The sequence below is a fragment of the Burkholderia sp. BCC1644 genome (assembly GCF_902833225.1).
Lineage (GTDB): Bacteria > Pseudomonadota > Gammaproteobacteria > Burkholderiales > Burkholderiaceae > Burkholderia.
In genome coordinates, this window is record NZ_CADFEI010000002.1 from 662,389 (window position 1) to 685,422 (window position 23,034).

22 protein-coding genes and 1 pseudogene are annotated in these 23,034 nt (G+C 68.7%); 11 read left to right on the forward strand and 12 right to left on the reverse strand.

All coding sequences use genetic code 11. From position 1 onward, the window contains the following. Positions 1-2: 2 nt before the first annotated feature. Together psrA and HWX87_RS06370 are read right to left on the reverse strand one after the other, a co-directional pair. Positions 3-1,139 carry an iron-containing alcohol dehydrogenase PsrA gene (gene psrA / locus HWX87_RS06365; protein WP_176046303.1) on the reverse strand — a complete coding sequence of 379 codons (1,137 nt, stop codon included), beginning with the start codon at positions 1,137-1,139 and terminating at the stop codon, positions 3-5. Between the two features lie 243 nt (positions 1,140-1,382). After that, positions 1,383-2,258, reverse strand: coding sequence for a LysR substrate-binding domain-containing protein (locus HWX87_RS06370; RefSeq protein WP_176046304.1), 876 nt, complete (start codon positions 2,256-2,258; stop codon positions 1,383-1,385). Between the two features lie 129 nt (positions 2,259-2,387). Here HWX87_RS06370 and HWX87_RS06375 point away from each other — a divergent pair, with 129 nt between their 5' ends. The 4 genes from HWX87_RS06375 to HWX87_RS06390 all read left to right on the forward strand — a co-directional run bounded on the left by HWX87_RS06375 (position 2,388) and on the right by HWX87_RS06390 (position 6,432). Next, complete coding sequence (locus tag HWX87_RS06375) at positions 2,388-3,347, forward strand: LysR substrate-binding domain-containing protein (RefSeq protein WP_176046305.1); 960 nt, start codon at positions 2,388-2,390, stop codon at positions 3,345-3,347. 128 nt (positions 3,348-3,475) lie between these two features. Continuing rightward, positions 3,476-4,606, forward strand: coding sequence for a DSD1 family PLP-dependent enzyme (locus HWX87_RS06380; RefSeq protein ID WP_176046306.1), 1,131 nt, complete (start codon positions 3,476-3,478; stop codon positions 4,604-4,606). A gap of 108 nt (positions 4,607-4,714) precedes the next feature. Then, positions 4,715-5,686, forward strand: coding sequence for an ornithine cyclodeaminase family protein (locus HWX87_RS06385; protein WP_176046307.1), 972 nt, complete (start codon positions 4,715-4,717; stop codon positions 5,684-5,686). 23 nt (positions 5,687-5,709) lie between these two features. Then, positions 5,710-6,432, forward strand: a complete 723-nt coding sequence (locus HWX87_RS06390) for an HAD-IA family hydrolase (protein WP_176046308.1) — start codon at positions 5,710-5,712, stop codon at positions 6,430-6,432. Positions 6,433-6,468: 36 nt separating this feature from the next. Here HWX87_RS06390 and HWX87_RS06395 read toward each other — a convergent pair whose 3' ends face one another. Beyond that, positions 6,469-7,086 carry a glutathione S-transferase family protein gene (locus tag HWX87_RS06395; protein WP_176046309.1) on the reverse strand — a complete coding sequence of 206 codons (618 nt, stop codon included), beginning with the start codon at positions 7,084-7,086 and terminating at the stop codon, positions 6,469-6,471. 82 nt (positions 7,087-7,168) lie between these two features. Continuing rightward, entirely contained in the window at positions 7,169-7,537 is a 369-nt protein-coding gene (locus HWX87_RS06400) for a YciI family protein (RefSeq protein ID WP_176046310.1), read from the reverse strand. A gap of 81 nt (positions 7,538-7,618) precedes the next feature. Between HWX87_RS06400 and HWX87_RS06405 the strand changes: the two genes are divergently transcribed. From HWX87_RS06405 to HWX87_RS06420, 4 genes are all read left to right on the forward strand, one after another. Then, positions 7,619-8,086: a MarR family transcriptional regulator gene (locus HWX87_RS06405; protein ID WP_176046311.1), complete on the forward strand. Its 468-nt coding sequence runs from the start codon at positions 7,619-7,621 to the stop codon at positions 8,084-8,086. 134 nt (positions 8,087-8,220) lie between these two features. Next, positions 8,221-8,982, forward strand: a complete 762-nt coding sequence (locus HWX87_RS06410) for an isocitrate lyase/phosphoenolpyruvate mutase family protein (protein ID WP_176046312.1) — start codon at positions 8,221-8,223, stop codon at positions 8,980-8,982. A 135-nt stretch (positions 8,983-9,117) separates the two neighbouring features. Continuing rightward, on the forward strand, positions 9,118-9,675 hold the full coding sequence (locus HWX87_RS06415; protein ID WP_176046313.1) for a carboxymuconolactone decarboxylase family protein: 558 nt from the start codon (positions 9,118-9,120) through the stop codon (positions 9,673-9,675). Positions 9,676-9,723: 48 nt separating this feature from the next. Next, positions 9,724-10,569, forward strand: coding sequence for a helix-turn-helix transcriptional regulator (locus HWX87_RS06420; protein WP_176046314.1), 846 nt, complete (start codon positions 9,724-9,726; stop codon positions 10,567-10,569). A 33-nt stretch (positions 10,570-10,602) separates the two neighbouring features. Here the strand turns inward: HWX87_RS06420 and HWX87_RS06425 are convergent, their stop codons facing one another. After that, a complete protein-coding gene (locus tag HWX87_RS06425; protein WP_176046315.1) occupies positions 10,603-11,502 on the reverse strand; it encodes a LysR family transcriptional regulator in 900 nt (299 codons plus the stop codon). A gap of 96 nt (positions 11,503-11,598) precedes the next feature. Here HWX87_RS06425 and HWX87_RS06430 point away from each other — a divergent pair, with 96 nt between their 5' ends. Further along, complete coding sequence (locus HWX87_RS06430; RefSeq protein WP_176046316.1) at positions 11,599-12,477, forward strand: aldo/keto reductase family oxidoreductase; 879 nt, start codon at positions 11,599-11,601, stop codon at positions 12,475-12,477. A 51-nt stretch (positions 12,478-12,528) separates the two neighbouring features. Here HWX87_RS06430 and HWX87_RS06435 read toward each other — a convergent pair whose 3' ends face one another. Beyond that, positions 12,529-13,731, reverse strand: coding sequence for an MFS transporter (locus HWX87_RS06435; RefSeq protein ID WP_176046317.1), 1,203 nt, complete (start codon positions 13,729-13,731; stop codon positions 12,529-12,531). Positions 13,732-13,801: 70 nt separating this feature from the next. Here HWX87_RS06435 and HWX87_RS06440 point away from each other — a divergent pair, with 70 nt between their 5' ends. Continuing rightward, positions 13,802-14,851, forward strand: a complete 1,050-nt coding sequence (locus HWX87_RS06440; RefSeq protein ID WP_176046318.1) for an AraC family transcriptional regulator — start codon at positions 13,802-13,804, stop codon at positions 14,849-14,851. 21 nt (positions 14,852-14,872) lie between these two features. On the opposite strand, the gene HWX87_RS06445 is transcribed toward HWX87_RS06440, so the two are convergent. Further along, a complete protein-coding gene (locus tag HWX87_RS06445) occupies positions 14,873-15,040 on the reverse strand; it encodes a hypothetical protein (RefSeq protein ID WP_176046319.1) in 168 nt (55 codons plus the stop codon). Between the two features lie 56 nt (positions 15,041-15,096). Next, complete coding sequence (locus tag HWX87_RS06450; RefSeq protein ID WP_176046362.1) at positions 15,097-16,962, reverse strand: DUF3857 and transglutaminase domain-containing protein; 1,866 nt, start codon at positions 16,960-16,962, stop codon at positions 15,097-15,099. A 252-nt stretch (positions 16,963-17,214) separates the two neighbouring features. On the opposite strand from HWX87_RS06450, the gene HWX87_RS06455 reads away from it, so the two are divergent. Further along, positions 17,215-17,373, forward strand: a complete 159-nt coding sequence (locus HWX87_RS06455) for a hypothetical protein (RefSeq protein WP_176046320.1) — start codon at positions 17,215-17,217, stop codon at positions 17,371-17,373. Between the two features lie 68 nt (positions 17,374-17,441). Here HWX87_RS06455 and HWX87_RS06460 read toward each other — a convergent pair whose 3' ends face one another. From HWX87_RS06460 to HWX87_RS06475, 4 genes and pseudogenes are all read right to left on the reverse strand, one after another. Next, complete coding sequence (locus tag HWX87_RS06460; RefSeq protein ID WP_176046321.1) at positions 17,442-19,412, reverse strand: APC family permease; 1,971 nt, start codon at positions 19,410-19,412, stop codon at positions 17,442-17,444. Between the two features lie 193 nt (positions 19,413-19,605). Beyond that, positions 19,606-20,604: pseudogene (locus HWX87_RS06465) on the reverse strand (glucokinase); the annotation flags it as partial. Between the two features lie 39 nt (positions 20,605-20,643). Further along, on the reverse strand, positions 20,644-21,567 hold the full coding sequence (locus tag HWX87_RS06470; RefSeq protein WP_244137607.1) for an aldo/keto reductase: 924 nt from the start codon (positions 21,565-21,567) through the stop codon (positions 20,644-20,646). Between the two features lie 5 nt (positions 21,568-21,572). After that, positions 21,573-22,991 (reverse strand): carbohydrate porin, encoded by a 1,419-nt coding sequence (locus tag HWX87_RS06475; protein ID WP_176046324.1) that lies wholly within the window; start codon positions 22,989-22,991, stop codon positions 21,573-21,575. Positions 22,992-23,034: the final 43 nt, after the last annotated feature.

The window sequence follows — 23,034 nt, forward strand, 5'->3', positions numbered from 1 at the left end:
CGTCAGTGAAGCGCCAGTCCGGGTTGTGCCGGACTGAAGTCGAGATGCGGAAAACGCGCGCGCGTGCCGATGAAGTTGCGGCCGCGCGCGCCGTCGAATGCGTGGTCCACGATCCGCGCCCATTCGTGCGCGCCGATCCCGTAGGCGGCCGGGTGGCTCGCGACGCCGAGCGCGCCGAGCAGCGCGTCGAGCTGTGCCGGCGCCGACGCCGTGTCGCCGAAGATCTCTCGCAACGCGGCGTCGCATGCGGCGTCGACGCCGAGCGCCGCCTGCATCACAGCCGGCAGGCAGAACGAGCACGCGATCCCGTGCGCGACGCCGCGCGTCAGCGTGATCGCGTACGAGATGTTGTGCGCAAGCGCCGTATGCGTGTTCGAAAACGCCAGCCCCGCACGCAGCGCGCCGAGCGCCATGTCGCTGCGCGCGCCGAGATCGTCGGGATGTGCGCTCACGCGGCCGAGGCCGTCGATCAGTTCGCGCGCCGCCTGCACGGCCAGGCCGCGCGTCACGGGGTTCGCATGGACGTTCCAGATGCTTTCGAGCGCGTGCGACAACGCGTCGAGGCCGCTCGCGAGCGTCGGCTGCATCGGCAGGCCGACCATCAGGCGCGGATCGACGATCACCGTTTCCGGATAGAGATCGGGCCGCGACAGCGACAGCTTGCGTGCGTTGTGCGGATCCCAGACGGTCGCCCAGTGCGTCACTTCGCTGCCGGTGCCGGCGGTGGTCGGAATCGCGACGATCGGCAGCGCGGGCCGCGCCGCCTGGCCGTCGCCTGCGTCGCCGGACAGGATGCGCAGCACGCGGTCGAAATCACCGTGCTCGGCGGCGAGCACTTTCGCCGAATCGATCACCGAGCCGCCGCCGAGCGCGACCAGCACGCCGGGCTTGTCGCGCAGCGCGGCGAGCTGCCCGCACGCGCGCCGCAGCATCGGCAGCGACGGGTTCGCCTCGACGCAGTCGATCCGCGCGCGCGCCGGCCCGAGCTGCACTTCGACACGGTCGGCGAGCCGCGCGAACACCGCGTCGGGATAAGTGACGATCGCGTAGCTGCGGCCGGCGAGCGCATCGTCCAGATCGGCCAGCGCGTCGACGCCGAAGCGGATCCGGACAGGATTGTGGAAGTGCCAGTCGCTCATGCCGCCGCTCCCGCGCGACACGGCGCGCCATGCACGCGCACGGCAGGATAATCTGCATGACGAATCAAGTTGAAGGGCCAATCTGCTGCGGAATTCATGCGCGTCCCTGGGTGGAATGGGGATGAACAGCAGGTTAGGCATCCGCGATGACGCGTTCATGATCGAAAATCCCGGTCGTCGACTATGAATCGATCGAATTTTTCGATCGATCGCCGCCGCGGGCCGGCACCGGAGGGGCCGCCGTCACGCGTCGAGCGGCCGGCACCGCGCGACCGCATCGAAGAAGGACGCGACCAGCCGGCTGTCGCGCCGCTCGCTCAGGCAGCACACGTGGATATGGGTTTCAACCGGGTCGCCGTCGATGCGCAGCGGCCGCAGCCGCTCGTCGGGCACGTATTCGGCCTGCGACACGGTGCCGACGCCGAGCCCGCGCGCGACGGCCTCGCGCAGCGCCTCGCGGCTGCCGATGTCCATCGCGATGCGCGGCGTCAGGCCGGCTGCCTCCATCGCATCTTCGAGCGCACGGCGCGTCGTCGAGCCCGATTCGCGCATCAGCAGCGGCTCGCCGGCCAGTTCGCGCAGCGTGATCGCATCGCGCTGCGCGAACGGATGCGTCGCGCGCACGAACGCGATCACCGGAAAGCTCGCATAGCGCTGCGTGAAGTAGCGCGCGTCCTCGAATGCGCGCGCCACCACCCCGACGTCGCACACGTACTGGTCGAGATCGCGCAGCACGGTCTCCGAATTGCCGAGCGCGACCGACAGGTGCATGTGCGGATGAATCGCGTGATACGCCTCGATCATCTCGGTCACGTGGAACGGCCCGACCGCGCCAAGCTTCAGCGAGCCTCGCTGCAATGCGCCGCTGTCGCGCAGCAGCGCGGCCGCGTCGCTCTCGTCGCTGCAGATGCGGCGCGCGATCGGCAGGAATTCGAGCCCGACCGCCGACAGCTCGACGCGCCGGCCGCGCCGGTGGAACAGCTCGACGCCGTGTTCGTGTTCGAGCGTCTGGATCTGCGACGTGATCGTCGTCTGGCTGGTGGACAGCGCGCGAGCGGCCGCGGTGAAGCCGCCATGCTGGACGACGGCAATGAAGCTGCGAAGCTGGGTGAGGGTCATGACGGACGGTCGATCGATCGGGAAATTCGTGCCGAGTGCCGGGCGGCATCGGGAAATTCAATGTATCGGCCGAATGTGACAAGCGCGTTCCCGCCACGTCGATGGCTTCGCCGCATGAAGTGCGGTTTAATGCCCGACATCACCTGCATTAAGAGACTTGAAATGCTCGATCTCGACGACCTGCGACTCGTCCGCGCGATCGGCGCGTCGCGCTCGCTGGCCGCTGCCGCACGCCTGCTCGATCTCACGCCGCCCGCGGTCACGATTCGCCTGCAGCGGATGGAAGCGCGCCTGGACGCCCGGCTCGCAGTGCGGCAGCCGAAAGGAATTGTGCTGACGGACGAAGGGCAGCGGCTGTACCAGGAAGCCGTCGGCATCCTGGAGCGCGTGGAGGCGCTGCCGGTCAGCATCGCGGGCGACCACGGCGACGTGCAGGGCACGCTGCGCGTCGTCGCCCCGCTCGGCTTCGGGCGCAAGTACGTCGCGCGGATCGTGCGCGACGTGCAGCGTGCGCATCCGAAGCTCGAAATCTCGCTGTATCTGTCGGACAGCCCGTTGACCAGCGCACCGGGGGCCGACGTGGTCGTCCACGTCGGCAGCCTCAAGTCGTCGTCGTGGGTCGGCTACCCGCTCGCGCCCAACGAGCGCTTCCTGTGTGCGAGCCCGGCTTATGCGCGCCGCATCAAGGACCTGAACCATCCGGCCGATCTCGCGCGATACGACTGCCTGTGCCTGCGCGAGAACGACGAGGACATCCCGCGCTGGCGGTTCTCGCCCGATGGCGACGTCAAGGGCGAGTCGCGGCGGCCTGCCGTCATTCGCGCCACCGGCGCGCTGTCGTCGAACGACGGCACCGTCATCACCGAATGGGCATTGGCCGGGCTCGGCATCGTCGAACGCTCCGAGTGGGACGTCGCCCCGCTGCTGGCGAGCGGCAAGCTCGTCCGGTTGTTGCCGGACTGGCGCCTGCCGCCCGCGCCGGTGACGGCACTGTTGCCGTCTCGAACCGGCCGTTCCGCACGGCAACGGGTCTTTCTCGACGCCGCACGGCAGTTTCTCGATCCGCCGCCGTGGCGCGCCAAGGCATGAGTCGCGCCGTGGCCCGATCGATTCAACAGATTAAACGACGCTTAATGGCAAATTAGTCCCGCGTTAAACACGGCGCTTGCCAACCGCCCTACTGTGTCCACGTCGACAATCTTCCCATCGAACGCATCGTGGACATTCAAACCCTCAACACCCCGGCCGCCTTGATCGATGTCGGCCGCATGCGCGCCAACATCGACCGCATGCAGACGCATCTCGACGCGCTCGGCGTCACGTTCCGCCCGCACGTCAAGACCACCAAATGCCGGCACGTCGTCGACGCGCAGATCGCGGCCGGCGCGCAGGGCATCACGGTGTCGACGCTCAAGGAGGCCGAACAGTTCTTCGCGGGCGGCGTCCGCGACATCGTCTATGCGGTCGGCATGGTGCCCGCCAAGCTTGGCCACGCGCTTGCGTTGCGCCGGCAAGGCTGCGACCTGAAGATCGTCGCCGACAGCTTGCCGGCCGCCCATGCCATCGCCGGGTTCGGGCGCGAACACGGCGAGTGTTTCGACGTGTGGATCGAGGTCGACGTCGACGGCCACCGCTCCGGCATCCCGCCCGACGCCGGGCTGCTGATCGACGTCGGCCGCGCACTGGTCGACGGCGGGATGGCGCTCGGCGGCGTGCTGGCCCATGCAGGCTCCAGCTACGAATACGACACGCGCGAAGCACTGGTCGCGATCGCCGAACAGGAGCGCAGCCGCACCGTGCGGGCCGCGGAGCGCCTGAGAGCCGCCGGGCTGCCCTGCCCGGTCGTGAGCATCGGCTCGACGCCCACCGCGCTGTCGGCGCAACGCCTCGACGGCGTGACCGAGGTGCGCGCCGGCGTTTACGTGATGTTCGACCTCGTGATGCACAACATCGGCGTATGCGGACTGTCCGATATCGCGCTGTCGGTGCTGACGACCGTGATCGGACACCAGGAAGAGAAGGGCTGGGCAATCGTCGATGCGGGCTGGATGGCGATGAGCCGCGACCGCGGCACGCAGCGCCAGGCGCACGATTTCGGCTACGGGCAGGTCTGTACCGAAGGCGGCGATGTGCTCGGCGACTACGTGATGAGCGCGGCCAATCAGGAGCACGGGATCGTGTCGCGCACGGGCACGCCGGACACGGACATCGCGCAGCGGTTTCCGATCGGCACGCGCCTGCGCATCCTGCCGAATCACGCGTGCGCCACCGGCGCGCAGCACCCGGAATATCAAGCCCTCAACGCAGACGGCGTCGCGCAGGCCTGGCCGCGCTTCTACGGGTGGTAGGCGGCACCCGTCATCGACACCGTCTTGCGCAAATGTTGACTATTTGTCTAAATCTGGACACACTTTAAACCTTGCCGTTTCACCGTGCGCCGGAAAGGCGTATCCGACATGCCGACAGACGCCCGACTCCTCCTTCTCGACCGCGATGCCGTCGAACCCGCCCTTCAGGCCGAGCAGGTGATGGCGGCGGTCCGCGAAGCCTTCGTGCTGCACAGCCAGCGGGCCGGACGCGTGTTCCCGGTCGTGCGCGAAAAGCTGCACACCGGCGGCGTGTTCGGCATCAAGTCGGGCGACGTCGCGGGCCAGGACCTGCTCGGTTTCAAGGCGGCCGGGTTCTGGCCCGGCAACCGGCGCCTCGGCGGCGAGCCGCATCAGGCCACCGTCGCGCTGTTCGACCCGGCCACGGGCCGCCCGCTGTGCATCATGGACGGCAATGCGATCACCACGGCCCGGACCGGCGCCGCCGGCGGCCTCGGGCTGCAACAGCTGGCCCGCCGCGACAGCACGCGGATCTGCGTGTTCGGCACGGGCGTGCAGGCGCGCGTCCAGCTCGACTACGCGCTCCGGCTGCTGCCGCAACGGTGCACGGTGCAGTACGTGAACGTCAGCGGCGAGCCCGACCCGGTGTTCGAATCGGCCTTCCTGGCGCGATGCACGATCGGCGTGGCACGCGACCGGCATGACGCGGTGGCCAACAGCGACGTGGTGATCACGGCAACGCCCGGTGGCGGCGCGCTGTTCGACGCGGATGCCGTGCAGCCGGGCACGCATCTGACCTGCGTGGGCGCCGATACGGCAGGCAAGCGCGAACTCCCGGCCGGCCTGCTGGAACGCGCGCGCATTTTCGTCGACGATCACGATCAGGCGCGCAGCATCGGCGAGTGCCAGTGGGCGCCCGATTTGCCGCGCACCGAAATCGGTGACATCCTCGCCGGTGCGGCATCGGTCGGCCGTGCCGCGCACGAGATCACCGTCTTCGACATGACGGGGCTCGCGCTTCAGGACCTGACCGTCGCGCGCTTCCTGTATCGGCACGCCCTCGACAACGGCACCGGCACCGCCGTTCCGTGGCCGTGGTAAGCAACCCTCCTCGTTCAACCGCCATGCGTCTGACCAAAGTTTCCGCCCTCTCCTTCGATCTCGACGACACCCTGTGGCCGTTCGGGCCGTCGGTCATACGAGCCGAGGCGATGCTGCGCGCATGGTTGATCGAGCACGCGCCCGATACCGAGAGCGTGCTGCCCACGCAACAGGCGTTGAGCGAACTACGTGAGGAATACGAACGGTTGCGCCCGGACCTCGCCGGCGATTTTCGTGCGATGAGAATCGGATCGATCCGCATCGCACTGGAGCGCGCGAACGAGGATGTCTCGCTGACCGACCGGGCATACGACGTGTTCTATGCAGCACGGAACCGCGTCGAATTCTACGAAGACGCGTTGCCTGCGCTGGCATGGTTGAGCGCCCGCTTTCCGTTGATTGCAGTGACCAACGGCAACGCGGATCTCCGGCTGACCGGCGGCGGCGAATTCTTCCGCACGACGCTCAGCGCGCGTGCATTCGGCTTCGCGAAGCCGGAACCCGAGATCTTCCATGCGGCGGCGGACGCACTCGACGTGCGTCCGGCCGAACTGCTGCACGTCGGCGACGACTTCCACCTCGATATCGTCGGCGCACTGAACGCGGGGCTTCAGGCCGCATGGGTCGTGCGCGACCCGCATCCGGAGGTCGAGCACGCGCCGCAGCATGCCGCGACGCCGCACCTCACGCTGCGCGACCTGTCGATGCTGTGTCGCGCGCTCGGCGGCCCCGACGACGTGTCGTGACCGCAACCGGGTGCGGCGCATGCCCGCGCCGTGCCATCACGCTGCCTTGCGTGCGTCGGCGATCCGCTGCGGCGCCTTCGGCCGCGCATACAGCCGTTCGAGATACGCGCGCAGCTGCGGGAACGGTTCGATCAGATGGCATTCGCTCGCCCAGTCGATCAGGTAGACCGTCACGCAATCGGCCACCGTCAGCGAATCGCCGACGATGAATTCGCGCCCTTCGAGATGCTTGTCGAGGACCGCGGCCATCGTCGTGAAATCCTCGCGCGCCAGTTCGATGTCGGCCGGCGAGCGCTTCTCAGGCGGATAGAGGAACGAATGCCGCGTGGTCCGCCACAGCGGCTGCTCGAGCTCCGTTACCGCGAACATCACCCACCGATACGCCTGCGCGCGCAACGCCGGATCGACGGGCAGCAGCGCCTTCTCCGGATACTTGTCCGCGAGATACAGCACGATCGCGGCCGACTCGGGAATCACGAGGTCGCCGTCCACCAGCACGGGCACCTTGCCAGCCGGATTGAGACGCAGGAATTCGGGCCGCTTGTGCTCGCCCTGGAGCAGGTTGACCGACACGAATTCGAAATCCGCATCCAGTTCCTTCAGCCCCCACAGCGCGCGCTGCGAACGCGTGCCGGCAAATCCGTAAAGCTTCATCGCCAATCTCCATCCAGAATGTCGGTAAAAATCCGCACATGAGCCATGGCACGTCGACGCGACGCGCGGCACCACGGGTCGCTCACGCGCCGGGAATCGCCAGCACCGGCATCACGTCGATCGCCACGCCCGGGAACAGCGTGAAATGCGGATGGCCTTCGAACAGCGCGGCCGCTGCATCGTGCGACGCCGCGCGCACGACGGTAAAGCCGCTCAGCGCGTTGGCCGTATCCTTGACGCCGCCTGCGTCGATGGTCTTGGTCTTGCCGAGCGGCCCGCCCATCTCGACGATCGCGTCGCGATGCCGGTCGACCCATGCATGCCACGCGGCAATGCCGTCGCGCTCGCGCGTGCGCCGCTCTTCCTCCGGAAGCGCCACCCACGCCTTCATGGCCGGGCTATCCTGGGTCCCGAGAAATACGGCGAGATACAACTGCTGTTGAGCACTCATGCCTTCTCCTCCGATGACGGGCTCGGCGGGCTGCCGCGCCTCGACCTTGACAAGATAGGTTGATATCAACACAATTGCAACATGGCACGAAAAGAAAAGCTTCCTTTCGAAACGACGCTGATGGTGCGCGATTGCTGCCTGTGCCTGCACATGCAGCGCGCGGCGCGCAATCTTGCGCGCATCTTCGACGATGCGCTGCGTCCGCTCGACCTCACCAACGGCCAGTTTTCGCTGCTGATGTCGCTGAACCGGCCGCAACCGGCGCCGATGAAATCGGTCGCGTCGCTGCTCGCGATGGACCGCACCACGCTCACCGCCGCGCTCAAGCCCCTCGAGCGGCGCGGCCTCGTGACGATCGTGCAGGACCCGGACGACCGGCGCAGCCGCCTGCTCGAACTGACGCCGGCCGGCCACGACCTGCTCGCCGAAGCGTTCCCGCTGTGGCAGCAGACGCATGCTGACATCGAGCGCCCGTTCGCACCGGGCGAAGTCGATCAGTTGCGCGGCCAGTTGCGCGCGCTGTCGGTCGATCCGGCTGCGCGCGACTGAGCCGACGCACGGCGGTCGCTCGCCTCCTGCCATTCCTTGTCAGTTGTCATTGCTCGAATGCCTCGCGGCGCCCGATTCGGTGGCAATATCGCTCGGCACGACAACCGATCCGGTATTCACAAGGAGGGACGAGCATGAGCAGCAATGAGAAAGGCGCGTATTTCCGTTCGCTTCACCGCGCGGGCCAGCCACTGGCGCTGTTCAACGTGTGGGACGCCGGCAGTGCGCGCACGGTGGCCGACGCGGGCGCCGTCGCGCTGGCGACCGGCAGTTGGTCGGTCGCGGTGGCGAACGGCTTCGTCGACGGCGAACAGATGCCGCGCGCGCTGATGATGGAGGTGCTCGAGCGGATCACGCGCGCGACGGACCTGCCCGTCACCGTCGATCTGGAAAGCGGTTACGGCGAGCGGCCGGACGATGTCGGCGACACGATCACGCTGAGCATCCACGCCGGCGCGATCGGCTGCAATCTCGAGGACAGCGTTCCGGCAACGGGCGAATTGCGCGACGCGGACGAAGCGGCGGCCCGTATCGCGGCGGCACGGCAGGCGGCCGATCGCGCGGGCGCCGACTACTTCATTAACGCGCGTACCGACGTGTTCTTCAAGGCAGCCGCAGATACGCACGACGAACGCTTGCTCGAGGCAACGCTCGCTCGTGCCCGCGCCTATGCCGCGGCCAGCGCCGACGGCCTGTTCGTGCCGGGCCTTCGCTCGCCGGCGCTCATTCGCGCGCTGACGGCCGCATCGCCGCTGCCCGTGAACGTGATGCGCGTGTCGGAAACGCCGACGCTCGCGGATTTCGCCGACTACGGCGTGGCACGCATCAGCCACGGGCCGTATCCGTACCTGCAGGCGATGAAGACGCTGGCTTCGCTGGTCAAGCAAGGCGGCTAACGGATTCGCGGGGCGGGAGACGCCCTGTCGCGCGTCAAACGATTACATCCCATGTAATTGGCGCGCGACAGGCACGCTCCTACGCTTCGGGTGTCGCGCCGCCATTCCGGCGGCGCTCATCGCCCCGGAGACATCATGTCCGCCTATCCGCTTCATACGATCGATTCCGCACCGGCCGAATCGAAGCCCGTCCTCCAGCAACTCCAGCAAACCTTCGGCATCGTCCCGAACATCGCGGCGGCCATGGCCGCGTCGCCGGTGCTGATCAACGGCTTCATCGGCCTGTTCGAGCGCGTGCACGCCAGCAGCCTCACCGAGCCGCAGATCCAGACGCTGCTGCTCACCAACGCGGTCACGAACGCAAGCGAATGGCCGGTTGCGTTCCACACCGCGCTCGCGCTGAAACAGGGTGTGACGCACGCCGACGTCGACGCGATCCGCCGCGGCGGCCTGCCCGCCGACGCGATTCTGGCCGCGCTGTCGGCCATCGCGCGCAAGCTGATCGACACGCGTGGACGGATCGCCGACGCCGACCGGCAGTCGTTCCTCGACGCCGGATTCAGCGCCGAGCAGTTGCTGGAAGTGATCGCCGTCGTCGCCGCATCGACGATCACGAACTACGTCGGCAGCGTCACGCGGCCCGCGCTCGAAGCGCCGTTCGACGCATTCGCGTGGCATGCGCGTGCCGTGTGAGTCCGCTATAGTCGTTCGCGTCGATCACGGAACGACCAGGGACATCCGATGAACGCCAGCCGCCGCGATCCGGACACGCCGCCGCACGAACTGGGCCAGTTGCTGCGCTACTGGCGCGACGTGCGCGGCGTGAGCCAGCTCGACCTGTCGCTCGACGCGGGGATCTCGCAGCGCCAGATCAGCTTCATCGAAAGCGGGCGCAGCGTGCCGGGCCGCGACACGCTGCTGACGCTTGCGCAGACGCTGGATGTGCCGCTGCGCGAGCGCAACGCGCTGCTGCTCGCGGCCGGCTATGCGCCGGTGTATTCGGAAGCGCCGTGGGACGCGCAGGAGATGCACGGCGTGATCCGCGCGCTCGAACGCGTCGTGCGCCAGCACGAGCCGTTTCCGGCGATCGTGATGGACCGGCACTGGAACGTGCTGATGACCAACGATGCGGCGCCGCGCTTCTTCGGCTGCTTCATCGACATGGCTGCACGCGAAGGCCCGCGCAACCTGCTGCGCCTGATGTTCGATCCGCTCGGCATGCAGCCGTTCGTCGCCGACTGGGACACCGTGTCGCGCAGCCTGCTGCAGCGCGTGCATCGCGAATCGGTCGGCCGCGTGATCGACGACGAAACCCGGCGGCTGCTCGACGACCTGCTCGCCGCCCCCGAGGCGCCGTGCGACTGGAAAACGCCACCGGCGCCGGCCGCGTCGCCGTCGCTGCCGGTCATTCCGATCGGCTTCATTCACGAAGGCGTCGTGCTGCGCTACTTCTCGCTGGTCACGACGGTCGGCACGCCGCAAAGCGCGGCCGCGCAGGAACTGCGCATGGAGTGCATGTTTCCGGCAGACGACGCGACCGACGCGCGCCACCGGCAGTTGCTCGACGCGCACGCGCCGGTGCGCTGAGCGGCGGGCCGGCGCGGCGCCCGCCCGCATCGCTCAGGATGCCTTGATGAAATCGATGAACGCGCGCAGTGCCGGCGGCACGAGACGTCGGCCGGGGTAATAGAGGAACGGCCCTGAAAACGGCCGCCACCAGGGTTCGAGCACGGGTTCGAGGGCGCCGCGCTCGAGATGCGGACGCAGCCAGTCTTCGAACAGATGCACGATGCCCGTGCCGGCGATCGCCGCATCGACCATCAGGTCCGACGCGCCGCCGACCTGCACCAGCAGCGGCCCGGCGGCCGGCTGGATCCGCACGACCTCGCCGTCGCGCTCGAACTCCCACGGCGGCATCGACCCGCTCGCGAAACGTCCGCGCAGGCAGCGATGGTCGAGCAGGTCGCGCGGATGCCGCGGCCGGCCGTGACGATCGAGATAACCCGGCGCGGCCGCGGTCGCGAACCGCTGAATGCGCGGGCCGATCGGCACCGCGATCATGTCCTGTTCGAGCCGCTCGTCGTAGCGGATGCCCGCGTCGCATCCCGCGGCCAGCACGTCGACGAAACTTTCGTCGGCGATCACTTCCAGCCGGATGTCCGGGTACGCGTCGAGGAAGCGCGGCACGATCGAGGGCAGCACGAGCCGGGACGCGCTGACCGGCACGTTCAGCTTCAACGTGCCGGCCGGTCTGTCCCGGAAATCGCCGATACCGTCGAGCGCCGCCGCCACTTCGGTCAGCGCGGGCCCGACGCGCGCGAGCAGGCGCTCGCCGGCTTCGGTCGGCACGACGCTGCGCGTCGTGCGGTGCAGCAGCCGGACGCCGAGCTGCGCCTCCAGCCGGCGCACGGCCTCGCTCAGCCCCGACGCGCTGAGGCCCGTCACGCGTGCGGCGTCACGGAATCCGCCGGCGCGCGCCACGGCCATGAACGCATTCAGATCGCCCAGATCGGCTTGCATTGTTCGCCTTTTCGTACAACCCGTGCGGATTATGACGGCTTATCGCGCAGACGGCCAATCCCTATGCTGGGCGGACTCATCAACAGGAGCAGAGTCATGTCCGACATCCGACACACCGCCGCCTTCAGGCTCGGCAATCGCAACGTCAAACGAATCGGCTACGGCGCAATGCAGCTCGCGGGCCCCGGCGTGTTCGGCCCGCCGAAGGATCGCGACGCGGCGCTGAACGTCTTGCGCGAAGCCGTCGCGTCCGGCGTCGACCATATCGACACCAGCGACTTCTACGGCCCGCACGTCACGAACCAGCTGATCCGCGAAGCGTTGCATCCGTATCGCGACGATCTCGCGATCGTCACCAAGATCGGCGCGCGCCGCGGCGACGACGCAGCGTGGCTGCCCGCGTTCGCGCCCGACGAACTCGAACGGGCCGTGCACGACAACCTGCGCAACCTCGGACTCGACAGGCTCGACGTGGTCAACCTGCGCATCATGTTCGACCCTCACGGGCCGGCCGAAGGGTCGATCGAAGCGCCGCTGAGCGTGCTCGCCGAACTGCAGCGGCGCGGGCTCGTCCGCCACATCGGCCTGAGCAACGTGACGGCCGCGCAGGTCGCGCAAGGTCGGCGGATCTGCGACATCGTCTGCGTGCAGAACCACTACAACATCGCGCATCGCGGCGACGATGCGCTGATCGACGCGCTGGCCCGTGACGGTATCGCCTACGTGCCGTACTTTCCGCTCGGCGGCTTCTCGCCGCTGCAGTCATCAACGCTGTCCGGCGTGGCGGCACGCGTCGGCGCGACGCCGATGCAGGTCGCGCTGGCGTGGCTGCTGCGCCGCGCACCGAACGTGTTGCTGATTCCAGGCACGTCGTCGGTCGCGCATCTGCGCGAGAATCTCGCGGCGGCCGACCTCGATCTGCCGGAAGACTCGCTCGCGGAACTCGACCGCATCGCGACTACCGGCGCGGCCTGACGGACCGACGACCGCCGGCGGGCCCGCGAAACGCGGGCCCTGCCCGGCCGGTCAGGACACCGCGACACCGACCCGCTTCGGCACGCCGGTCACGATCGTTGCAACGGCAACGGCCAGTACGACGGCCGCACCGACGAACACGCCGGCCGCACCGTTCGCGTCGAACACGACGCCGCCGGCCGCCGCGCCCGTCGCGATCGCCAGCTGGATCGCCGCGACGATCAGCCCGCCGGCACTCTCGGCCTCGTCGGGCACGGTACGCGTGACCCACGTCGACCACGCGACGGGCACGCCGCCGAACGCCATCCCCCACAACGCGACGAGCACCGCGTCGATCATCGGCGCGCGGCCGAGCGCGACGAGCGCGATGCCGAGCACGACCATCAACGCGGGCATGCCGATCAGCATCGGCCGCAACCGGTGTTCGAGCACGCGGCCGGCCAGCGACGTGCCGACGAAGTTCGCGATGCCGTAGCCGAGCAGGATCGCCGACAGCCCGTTCACGCCGACCCCGGCCACCTGCTCGAGGAACGGCCGCAGATACGTGAAGAACGCGAAATGCCCGGTGAACACGAGGATCGTCGCGAACATCCCGAGGCCGACGGTCGGCCGGCGCAGCACGTCGATCAGCGTGCGCAGCCGCGTCGTGCCGCTCGGCGGCATCGACGGCAGCGTGAGGATCTGCGACACGAACGAAAGCCCGCCGAGCGCGGCCGCGATCAGGAACACGTTGCGCCAGCCGATCAGGTGGCCGAAGTAACTGCCCATCGGCGCGGACGCAATCGTCGCGACCGCCACGCCGCTGAAGATGATCGACAGCGCGCGCGGCACCATCGACGTCGGTACGAGCCGCATCGCGGTGGCCGTCGCCATCGTCCAGAAGCCGCCGAGCGCGATGCCGAGCACGACGCGGCCGATCAGCAGCGTCGTCAGGTTCGGCGCGAACGCGACCGCCAGGTTCGACGCCACGAGCAGCACCGAGAACACGAGCAGCACGCGCCGCCGGTCGATCGTGCGCGTCAGCGCCGAGATCAGCAGGCTCGTGACGAGCGCGACCGTCGCGGTGGCCGTGACGGCCTGCCCGGCCACGCCTTCGGTCACGCCGAGGCTGTCGGCCATCGGCGTCAGCAGGCTCGCCGGCAGGAATTCGGCCGTGACCAGCGCGAACACGCCGAGCGTCATCGCGAACACCGCGCCCCAGGCCGGTTCGCGGGGGGCCGCCGTCGAGGCGGCCGAGGAGATTCCGGGATTCATGCGTGGTTCCGTGTCGGTTAGGGAAAATACTGATGAGGGCGTATCGTAAGGAACCACGTCAGGACGGTCTATGACATACAATCCGCACTTATTGATCGAACGTCCGAATCTCGATATGTCCGAACCCCTTCTGCCCCCGATTCCCGATGTGCACGACCTCGTCAGCGAGCTTCTGCTGGGGATGCGACTGAGCGGCGTGCAGTACCGCCGCATCCAGGTCGCGCGGCCATTCGGACTGAATTTCGGCCATGTGACGGGCCGCGCGCAGTTCCATTTCGTGGTGCGCGGGCCCGTGCTGCTGCGTGACGCGTCGGGCGACACGATGCGGCTCGAGGCCGGCGACGCGATCCTGCTGCCGCACGGCCGCGTGCACGCGCTGGTGTCCGACGCGGATGCGCCGTGCCGCGAGCTCAACGGCTTCGAGGTCGCGAAGATCTGCGATACGGTCGCGTCGGTGGCGTCGGCCGGCGCATCGCCGGCCAGTTGCGCGACGACCGAGCCGGGCGCCGGCGATGCGCTGATCTTCAGCGCGTGCATGGAGCTCGATCTCGGCGGCATGCAGCCGCTGGTCGGCACGATGCCCGAGTTCATGCACGTCGGCACGCTGCTCGCGCGCTACCCGGAAATCCGCCCGATGCTCGACGCGATGGAACGCGAAGCGTGCACGGCGCGCGCGGGCTTCGCGGGCATCCTCGCGCGGCTCGCGGATGTGGTCGCGGCGTTCATCGTGCGCGGCTGGGTCGAGTGCGGATGCGGCGACGCGACGGGCTGGGTGCAGGCGCTGCGCGAGCCGAAGCTCGGCCGCGCGATCGTCGCGCTGCATCGCGACCCCGGTCGCAACTGGAGCGTCGCGGAACTCGCAACCGAGGCGGGCGTGTCGCGCTCGGTGTTCGCCGAACGGTTTCTCGCGGCCACCGGGATGACGCCCGTGCGCTACCTGACCGATCTGCGGATGCGGCTCGCCGCGCAATGGATCGCACGCGACCACGAGTCGATCGAAGCCGTCGCGTACCGGCTCGGCTACGGTTCGCTGGCCGCGTTCAGCCGTGCGTTCAAGCGCGTGGTCGGCAAGCCGCCGGGCGCGGTGCGCGCGGATGGCGAGGTGCGCGCCGAAGCGTAACGCCCGACGCTGCTTCAGCGCTCAGCCGCTGCGCGCCTCGAGCTTGTCGACCAGCGCCGTTGCGCACTGCACGGCAAGCGCCGCACACTGCTCCGCATCCACGGCCGCGCCGTTCGCGACGGCACCCTGCACGATCCGGCCCAGCAAGTCCTTCGAGAGATCGGCAATCTCGTCATCCCGTTCCGTCATGATGGCCCTCCCGCGCGTCGACCGATGGCGGCGACGCGCTCGATGCCGCTACCCGTTCAACGCCCTTTCGCCCGCACGACGATCTGTGCCTGCGTGTCGCGCTCGATGCGCTCGAGCGACGCGCGCAGCGCGGTAAATTCGCCGGGCGTGCACACCTGGCGGCCGAAATCCGCCTTCATCCGCCGCGTGACCTGCACGACGCGCGCGGCCGCATCGAACACGTAATGCGACGTGAAGTCGACAAAGCCGTCGTGCACGGCCGCGTCGGCCGGCAGGTCGGTCACGACGACACCGGCCGGCAACGCGATCTGGCCCGTCTCGTCGAACGTGCCGCCCAGGCAGCCCCACGGCTGCGTGCGCACGGGCTCGGCCAGCCAGCTCTCGACCTGCGTCGCGATACCGCCCGTGAGGCTCGACAGCGCGGGCAATGCGGTCGTGCCATCGGGCCATACGAAATGATCGAGCGTGCCCGCGACCGTCACGTCGAACGGCCCGTCGGTCACGCGCCGGTCGCTGGTCGACAGTTGCGCGCGGCCGCGCAGGCCGCTTTGTCGCAAGCGCTCGGTCGCGAGCTGATCGATGCGGTCGTGCGGTGCGCGACGAAAGAGGTTGCGTTCGAGTTCCGCCGTCCAGCCGCTGTCCTCGACGTACGCATGAAAACGCGCGGCGCCCGGCTGCGCGGCGTCGATCTCGACGCGCGCCACGCGGCCACGCGGCTGCGTGGCCGGCGTGCGCGACAGCACGCCCGTGTCGACCAGCAGCGCCGGGCGGTCCATCACGATCGGCGGCAGGTAACCGAACGCGATGCCGGCCGTCGTCGTATCCGCGTAAAGCGCGAGATCGGGCAGCCACGTGATCGCGTGGTTGATCGCGCCGCCGCCGTAACCGGGTACCGACGGCAGCGTATAGACCGAACCGAGATTGATCAGCACCGGCTCGCTGCGGATGCCGACCGCCGCGAGCAGCGCGCCGAACAGCGCGACGTGATCCTTGCAATCGCCGTAGCGGTTGCGCAGGATGTCCGTCGCGCGATGCGGGGCGGCGGCCGTTTCGCCGAGGAACAGCCCCACGTAGCGCACGTTCGCCTGCACCCAGTCGTACAGGATGCGCGCCTTGTCGCGCGGATCGGCAGCATCGGCGGTGAGCGCGCGCGCCAGTTGCACAACGGCCGGATCGCCTGCGCTCGGGTCGACAGCCGCGTTGCGGTAGCGTGCGGCGAATGCCGCGTAGTCGGGTAGCGTCGAGACGACGAGCCGGTCGCCGTAGGTCGGGTAGCCGACCGCGCCGCTCTCGATGCGCTCGTACGGGCCGTGCCGGTAATCGAATTCGTAGCGCGTGCGGCCGTTCACCGTGACCGGCGGCAGCGCGACGTAGCCGCGCGCATCCGCGTACAGCGGCAGGTCGGCCGGTACGTCGAAGATCAGCCGCTGGCTGTCGACGGGCTCGCGCGACGGCTCGACGTAGTAGCCGAAGTAGCCGCGATTGACGGGCTTCGTGCGCGTCTTGCGGAACGCCACTCGCGTGCTGGACCCGGCTTCGACGCCGGGAAACACGACGGTGCGCAACAGCCCGTCCTGAAACGTCGGCGCGCCGGCCGAGCGCGGCTCCTGCACGTCGCGAATGCCGTCCGCGCCGACCGGATGCGCGACGCCTTCGCGATCGATCGTCTCGGCCGCGAGCAGGTCGACCTGCTCGAGATTCTTGTCGAACCATACGTAGCGCTGCGCGACCGCGTCGATACCGTTCGCGTTGTTCGCGCGCAGCGTCGAATCGTCGTGCTCGTCGAGCGAGCCGTCGTGCTGGATCACGAATTCGTGGACGTCGCTGACGAGCGTGACGGGCGCTTCGTCGGCTGTGTCGTTCGCGCCCGTCGTCGCATCGACGGCGTTCGACGTACCGAACGCGGCAACGCATGCCAGCATCCAGCCGGCCAGGCCGACAGAAAAGCGCACCACATCGCACCTCGTCGCGGTTCACGGAAAGCGCGGTTGCGCGGCGATCAGGGTCAACCGCGCGACACTCGTGGGGCCAGTGTGGGCGACGCATACGCACGCGTCAAGCCGGTGGCCGCCGGCCTAGAATGAGACATGAAAGCGTCGTCGCGTGCGGCCGCCGGCATACGCCCGATCGCCCAACGCTGACGAAGGATCGCACGCCTGCGACCGGGAGGCACCATGGAAAACGGGATCGTGGAAATCGTCGTACTGCTGGCGTTTGTCGCGCTCGCCGTGCTGTTCTTCGTCAAGCGTCCGGGGCGCGACCGGCTGCGGGCCAAATTCCGTCATCCGTCGCTGCGGCGGCCTCACCGCCCGCATCGGCATCATCAGCCCTGACGGCTGCGGCCAGCAGTCGCCCGCGCGCTTGCCGCACCACGTCAAGCGAACGTGTGCGTGCCGCCATGCTACCCGACGTTCATCGGCAGCAACACCATCTGCTTTCCCTCGACATGCAGCCGCGCCTGCAATTCGACCGGCGTCTGATTGTGCAGCCACGCGGTCAGGAAATTCACGCGCCGGAAGATCAGCTTGCTCGCGAAGCACACCGCGTTCGGATAGTCGTCGAGCGTCGACGACGCGAGGTTCATGAATTCGACGACGGGGTTCGTGCCGAATGCGATCCGGTAGTCGGCCGCGATGCCGTTGCGGCGGCAGTGCGCGACATAGTAGTCGAGCGATTCGGTGATCGCGTGACGCAGCCGTTCGAGATGTTCGTGCCCGTCGTATGCCTTCGCATCGACTTCGCCGACCGCGAGGAAGATCACGTTGCGGAAGTGGCCGGGAAACAGCCGGTTGACCCACAGCAGCGCATGCATGCTCGCGCCGCGATGCTTGCCGACCAGCAGCACGGCGGTCGGCTGCGACGGGTCGGGCTTGCCCGGCGCGACGGCCTCGTCCACTTCGGGCGGCTTCCCGGAGAACAGCGCGTCCTCCTTCGCGAGCTGCGTGCGCGTATCCGCATAGTGGCGGTTGATCATGAAGCACAGCGCGATCACCGCGCTCGTCACGAGCACCGTCAGCCAGCCGCCCGCCGTGAACTTCTCGATCAGCGTGATGACGAGCACGGTGGCCGTCACGCTCAGCCCGAGCGCCGACAGGAAGAAGTGCTTGAACCAGCCCTGCTCGCCGCGATGGCGCCACCAGTACGTGCACAGCCCGAGCAGCGACATGCTGAACGTGAGGAACACGTTGATGCTGTACAGCACGACGAGCACGTCGACGTTGCCGTGCGTCCACAGCAGGATCAGCAGGCTCGACAGGCCGACGACGATGATGCCGTTCTGCCGCACGAGGCGTGTCGACAGGTCGCGGAAATGGCGCGGCACCCACGAATCCGACGCCATGTTCGACAGCACGGCCGGGCCGTCGAGGAAGCCCGTCTGCGCGCCGACCAGCAGCAGCCCGGCCTCGAACGCGAGCACGGCCGCGAGCAGCGCATGGCGCGCGAACGCCGAGCCGAGCCCGAGATGATCGATCACGCTGCCGAACACGACCGCGTTGAGCGTCTCGCCTTCGACGGGCCGCGCGTGCCACAGCATGTACAGCAGGATGATGCCGCCGGCCGTGAACGCGAGCGACGTCGACATGTACCACATCGTCACCTTGCCGTTCGGCACGCGCGGATCGGCGAGCATGTTCACGTTGTTCGACACGGCCTCGAGGCCCGTATAGGTGCCGCCGCCCAGCGAGAACGCGCGCATCAGCAACGCGAGCATCACGAACGCGCCGACCGACTGCGACATGCCGTGCGCCTCGTGCACGGCGTCGGGCACGATCATCGCGAGGTTGCTGCCGTGCGCGGCGACGCCGTACACGATCAGCCCGAAGTGCAGCACGACGAAGCCGATGAAGATCGGCAGCATCACCATGATCGATTCGCGCATCCCGCGGAAGTTGAGCCCGGTCATCAGCAGGATCAGCACGATCTCGGTCGTGAGCTTGAACGCCTGCGCACTGACCGGCAGCAGGCTGAAGAACGCGTCGACGCCGCTCGCGAGCGACGTCGCGACGGTCAGCACGTAGTCGACCAGCAGCGCGGCGCCCGATACCAGCCCCGGCTTCGACCCGAGCAGCGACGTCGCGACGCGATAGCCGCCGCCGCCCGTCGGGAACAGCTCGATCACCTGGTTGTAGCCGAGCGCGATGATGAAGACGGTCGCCGCGGTTGCAAGCGCGAGGAACAGCGCGAGCGGCGTGTGGTGCGCGAGCGCGAGGAACGCCTCTTCCGGGCCGTAGCACGACGACGACAACCCGTCGGCGCCGAGCCCGACCCAGGCCAGGAGCGGCGTCACGGCGATCGCATGCCGCGTGCGCGGATCGAGCGGATCCAGCGGTTTTCCGACGAGCAGCTGCCACACCTTCTGGAATGCGGTCACGACTCCTCCGGAACGCACGACGCCTCGGCGACACTCCTCTAAAAATAAATGAGTTCCGGGACGACTTCCAGTCGGCGTATTCCATAGGGCAGCGTCGCGCGCCGGATTTCTTTCGACATGCCGACTTTTTTCAGACAGTCGCACTACAACCCCGCAAGCCGGACTCGCGTCAGCCGGCCTTGCCCAACGCACGGGCGAGCAGGTGCGACACGCCGACGAAGGCCGGATGCGGCGCGGTGATCACGAAGGTCGGAATCTTCGCGAGGTAAGCGGCAAAGCGGCCCTTCGCCTCGAAGCGGGCTCGAAACGGCGACGCATCGAACCATGCACCGAGGCGCGGCACGACGCCCCCGCCGATATGGATGCCGCCGGTCGCGCCGAGCGTCAGCGCCAGGTTGCCCGCGAACGTGCCGAGCATGCCGCAGAAGCAATCGAGGGTCGCCGCGCAGCGTGCGTCGCCGGCAAGCGCGCGATCGATGATGGTGGCCGTATCGGCCGCGTCGGCCCGCGGTGCGTCGCAGCCGTCGCGCACGGCAAGCGCCGCGTGAATCACCGCGATGCCGGGGCCCGCGACCAGCCGCTCGAACGACACGTGCGGCCAGCGCGCCCGCGCGTACTGCAGCACGTCGGCCTCGCGTGCATCCGCGGGCGCGAACGACACATGCCCGCCCTCGCCGGACACCGGCACCCATGCGTCGCCTGCGCGCACGAGCGCCGAGACGCCCAGCCCCGTTCCCGCGCCGAGCACGCCGATCGTACCCGCGGGCGCCGCGCGCCCGCCGCCGACCTGCCGCCGTTGCTCCGCGGGCAGATGCGGCACGGCCATCGCCAGCGCCGCGAAGTCGTTGAAGACGTGCAGCGTGTCGAACCCGAGCGCGCGACGCGTCGCGTCGATCGAGAAGCGCCAGTCATGATTGGTCATGCTGATCATGTCGCCGTCCACGGGATTGGCGATCGCGATCGCCGCATCCCGCACCCGCGCGCCGCCCGTGTCGCGCAGGAACGCGCGCACCGCGTCGTCCACGCCGGCATGGGCGCTGCATCGATAGACGCGCACGTCGCCGATCCCGCCGAATGCGGTCTCCAGCGCGAAGCGCGCATGCGTGCCGCCGATATCGGCCAGCAAGCGGGGTTCTCCGGTGCGGACACCGCACGGCGCAGCCGGATCACCGTTGAGGGTTGCTACGCTCATCGTCTCTCCCGAATTGTCATCATGTGTCGATCGCAACGGTCATGGCACCTCCACGCCGCGCGCCGCGCCCAGCAGTTCGAACCATTGCTCGCGCCCGAGCGCGATGCGGGTCGCCGCGACCGCTTCGCGCAGCGCCGCGATCCGGCTCGACCCGACGATCGGCAGCGGCCGGCATGGCAGCGCGAGCAGCCACGCGAACAGCACCGTCGTCGCGGACACGCCGAGCGCGTCGCCGATCCGCGTCGCACTCTCGCGCACCCGCGTCGCGGCGGGCGACGCCTCCGTCAACAGGCGTCCGCCCGCGAGCGGCGACCACAGCATCGGCGGACAGCGCCAGTGCTGCGCCTGGTCGAACGTGCCGTCGTCGAGCGGCGCGACGTGCAGCAGCGAGCATTCGACCTGGTTCGTCGCGAGCGACATGCCGTGTGCCGCCATGCGGTCCTGCAGCAACGCAGCCTGCGCCGGCGTAAAGTTCGATACCCCGAACGCCCTCACCTTTCCGTCACGCCGGAGCGCGTCGAAGGTCGCGGCGACTTCGTCGGCATCCATCAGCGGATCGGGACGATGCAGCAGCAGCAGATCGAGCCGGTCGGTACGCAGCGCGCGCAGCGACTGCTCGACCGACGCGACGACATGCGCGGCGCGCGTGTCGTAATGCTTGATCCCGTGCGCGGGCCGGCGCGCGGACACGAGCCGGATCCCGCACTTCGTGATGATCTGCATCCGTTCGCGCAGGTGCGGCGCATCGGCCAACACGTCGCCGAACAGGCCCTCGGCCGTGTAGTCGCCGTAGATGTCCGCATGATCGAAGCTCGTCACGCCGAGTTCCAGCGCCGCCTCGATCAGCGCACGTCGCTCGCGGACCGACAACGCCCAGTCGCCGATCCGCCACATCCCGAACACGATGCGCGAGAACGGCGCGGCATCGGCCCCCATCGATATCGTCGTACAACGTTCCGTCATCGCGCTCACCACCACCATTCGACCTGCGCGCCAACCGTCGAACCCGTGCGCGACGTGCCGAAGATGCCCGTCGTCGACAGCGGATCGCCGGGCGCCGCCGCATCCTGCGCGGCCTGGTTCCAGCGCGCGTACGTGTAGAACACGCGGAATTCCGGCCGCGACCAGAACGAGCGGTCCATCGCCAGCGTCAGCGCGACGCTCGCCTTCAGCAGCGTGCGCGTCGGGCCACCGGACGGCGTCACGCGATCGTGCCCGAGGTCGCCCTGCAGCTTGATGTGCTGCGTGAACGCGTACACCGGCCGCACGCCCATCGAGATCCAGGTCTGCGACCCGCCCGACGGCGCGATGTCGCGCTGGTAGATGCCGACCACCTGCCCGCTGAAGTCGCGCGTCACTTGCCAGTCGAACGCGTCGAGCACGCGGAAACTCTTGTAGCGGTTGTCGTTGGTCAGCGTGCCCGTGTAGCCGAGGCCCGTGCCCGGACCGACGCCGTACTGGAACGCGAGCTTGTTCTTGCCGCCGAGCAGGTTGGTCTGCACGTGCTGGACCGTGAACGACCAGCCGCTGTGTGCGTCCTGCAGCACGCCGCCCGCGTTCAGCACCGGTGCGCGGGCCGGGATGTACGACAGCCCGAACTGCAGTTCGCCGCCGGGGTTCGGGTGCACGCCCGACAGCTGCAGGTCGTGGCGCGTCGCGTAGTTGGGCTGGTCGATGTAGTCCTCGCGGAACAGCGCATAGCTGAGCTTCAGGCCGCCGCCGATCGGCACGTTCTCGACGCCCGCGCCGAGGCCGCTCGGGTTCCAGTAATAGAAGTCGTTCATGTGGACGTCGTTGCGCCGGTAGTAGATGCGCCCGAACCAGATCCGCATGTCGTCGAGCCCCGGAAGGTTCGTGAGCTGCACGTACGATTGCGGCAGGCGCACGCGGCCGTGATCGCCGTTGAAGGTCGGCGCGCGATCGAGATCGTTGACGAGGCTCGCCATCCCCACCGCCGACAGTTGCATGCCGTTCGAGAACTTGTACAGCGTCTGGTCGATCTCCAGCTCGCTGTAGACCTGGCATTCGTTGCCGAGCCGGTATTTGCTCTGTGCGCCCGGCAACTGGAAGCAGGCCTGCGAATGACCATCGCTCGTGCCGACGCCGGCCCGCATATAGCCATGGAACTGCGTCCACGGCGTCAGCTGGTTCCAGGCCGACGACGGCGTCGGCGTCGCCACGTTGGCGGGGCTCGTGTCGGCCGGCACGACGCCGGTGGCCTGCGAGAGCCCGCCCGGCGCGCTGTCGGCGGCGACCGTCGTGACCGGGTCCGGCGCCGCATGCAGCGCGGCCGATGCGACGGCCAGCGAGAAAACGGCGGCGAGCCGCGTGAGCCTGAACGGGGTGCGTGCTGCGCCGCGCGCGGCGCAGCCTGCTTCGTCGATCATGAACGTGTCTCCAAACGTTGTCTGTGCGCCGCGTGCGATGCGC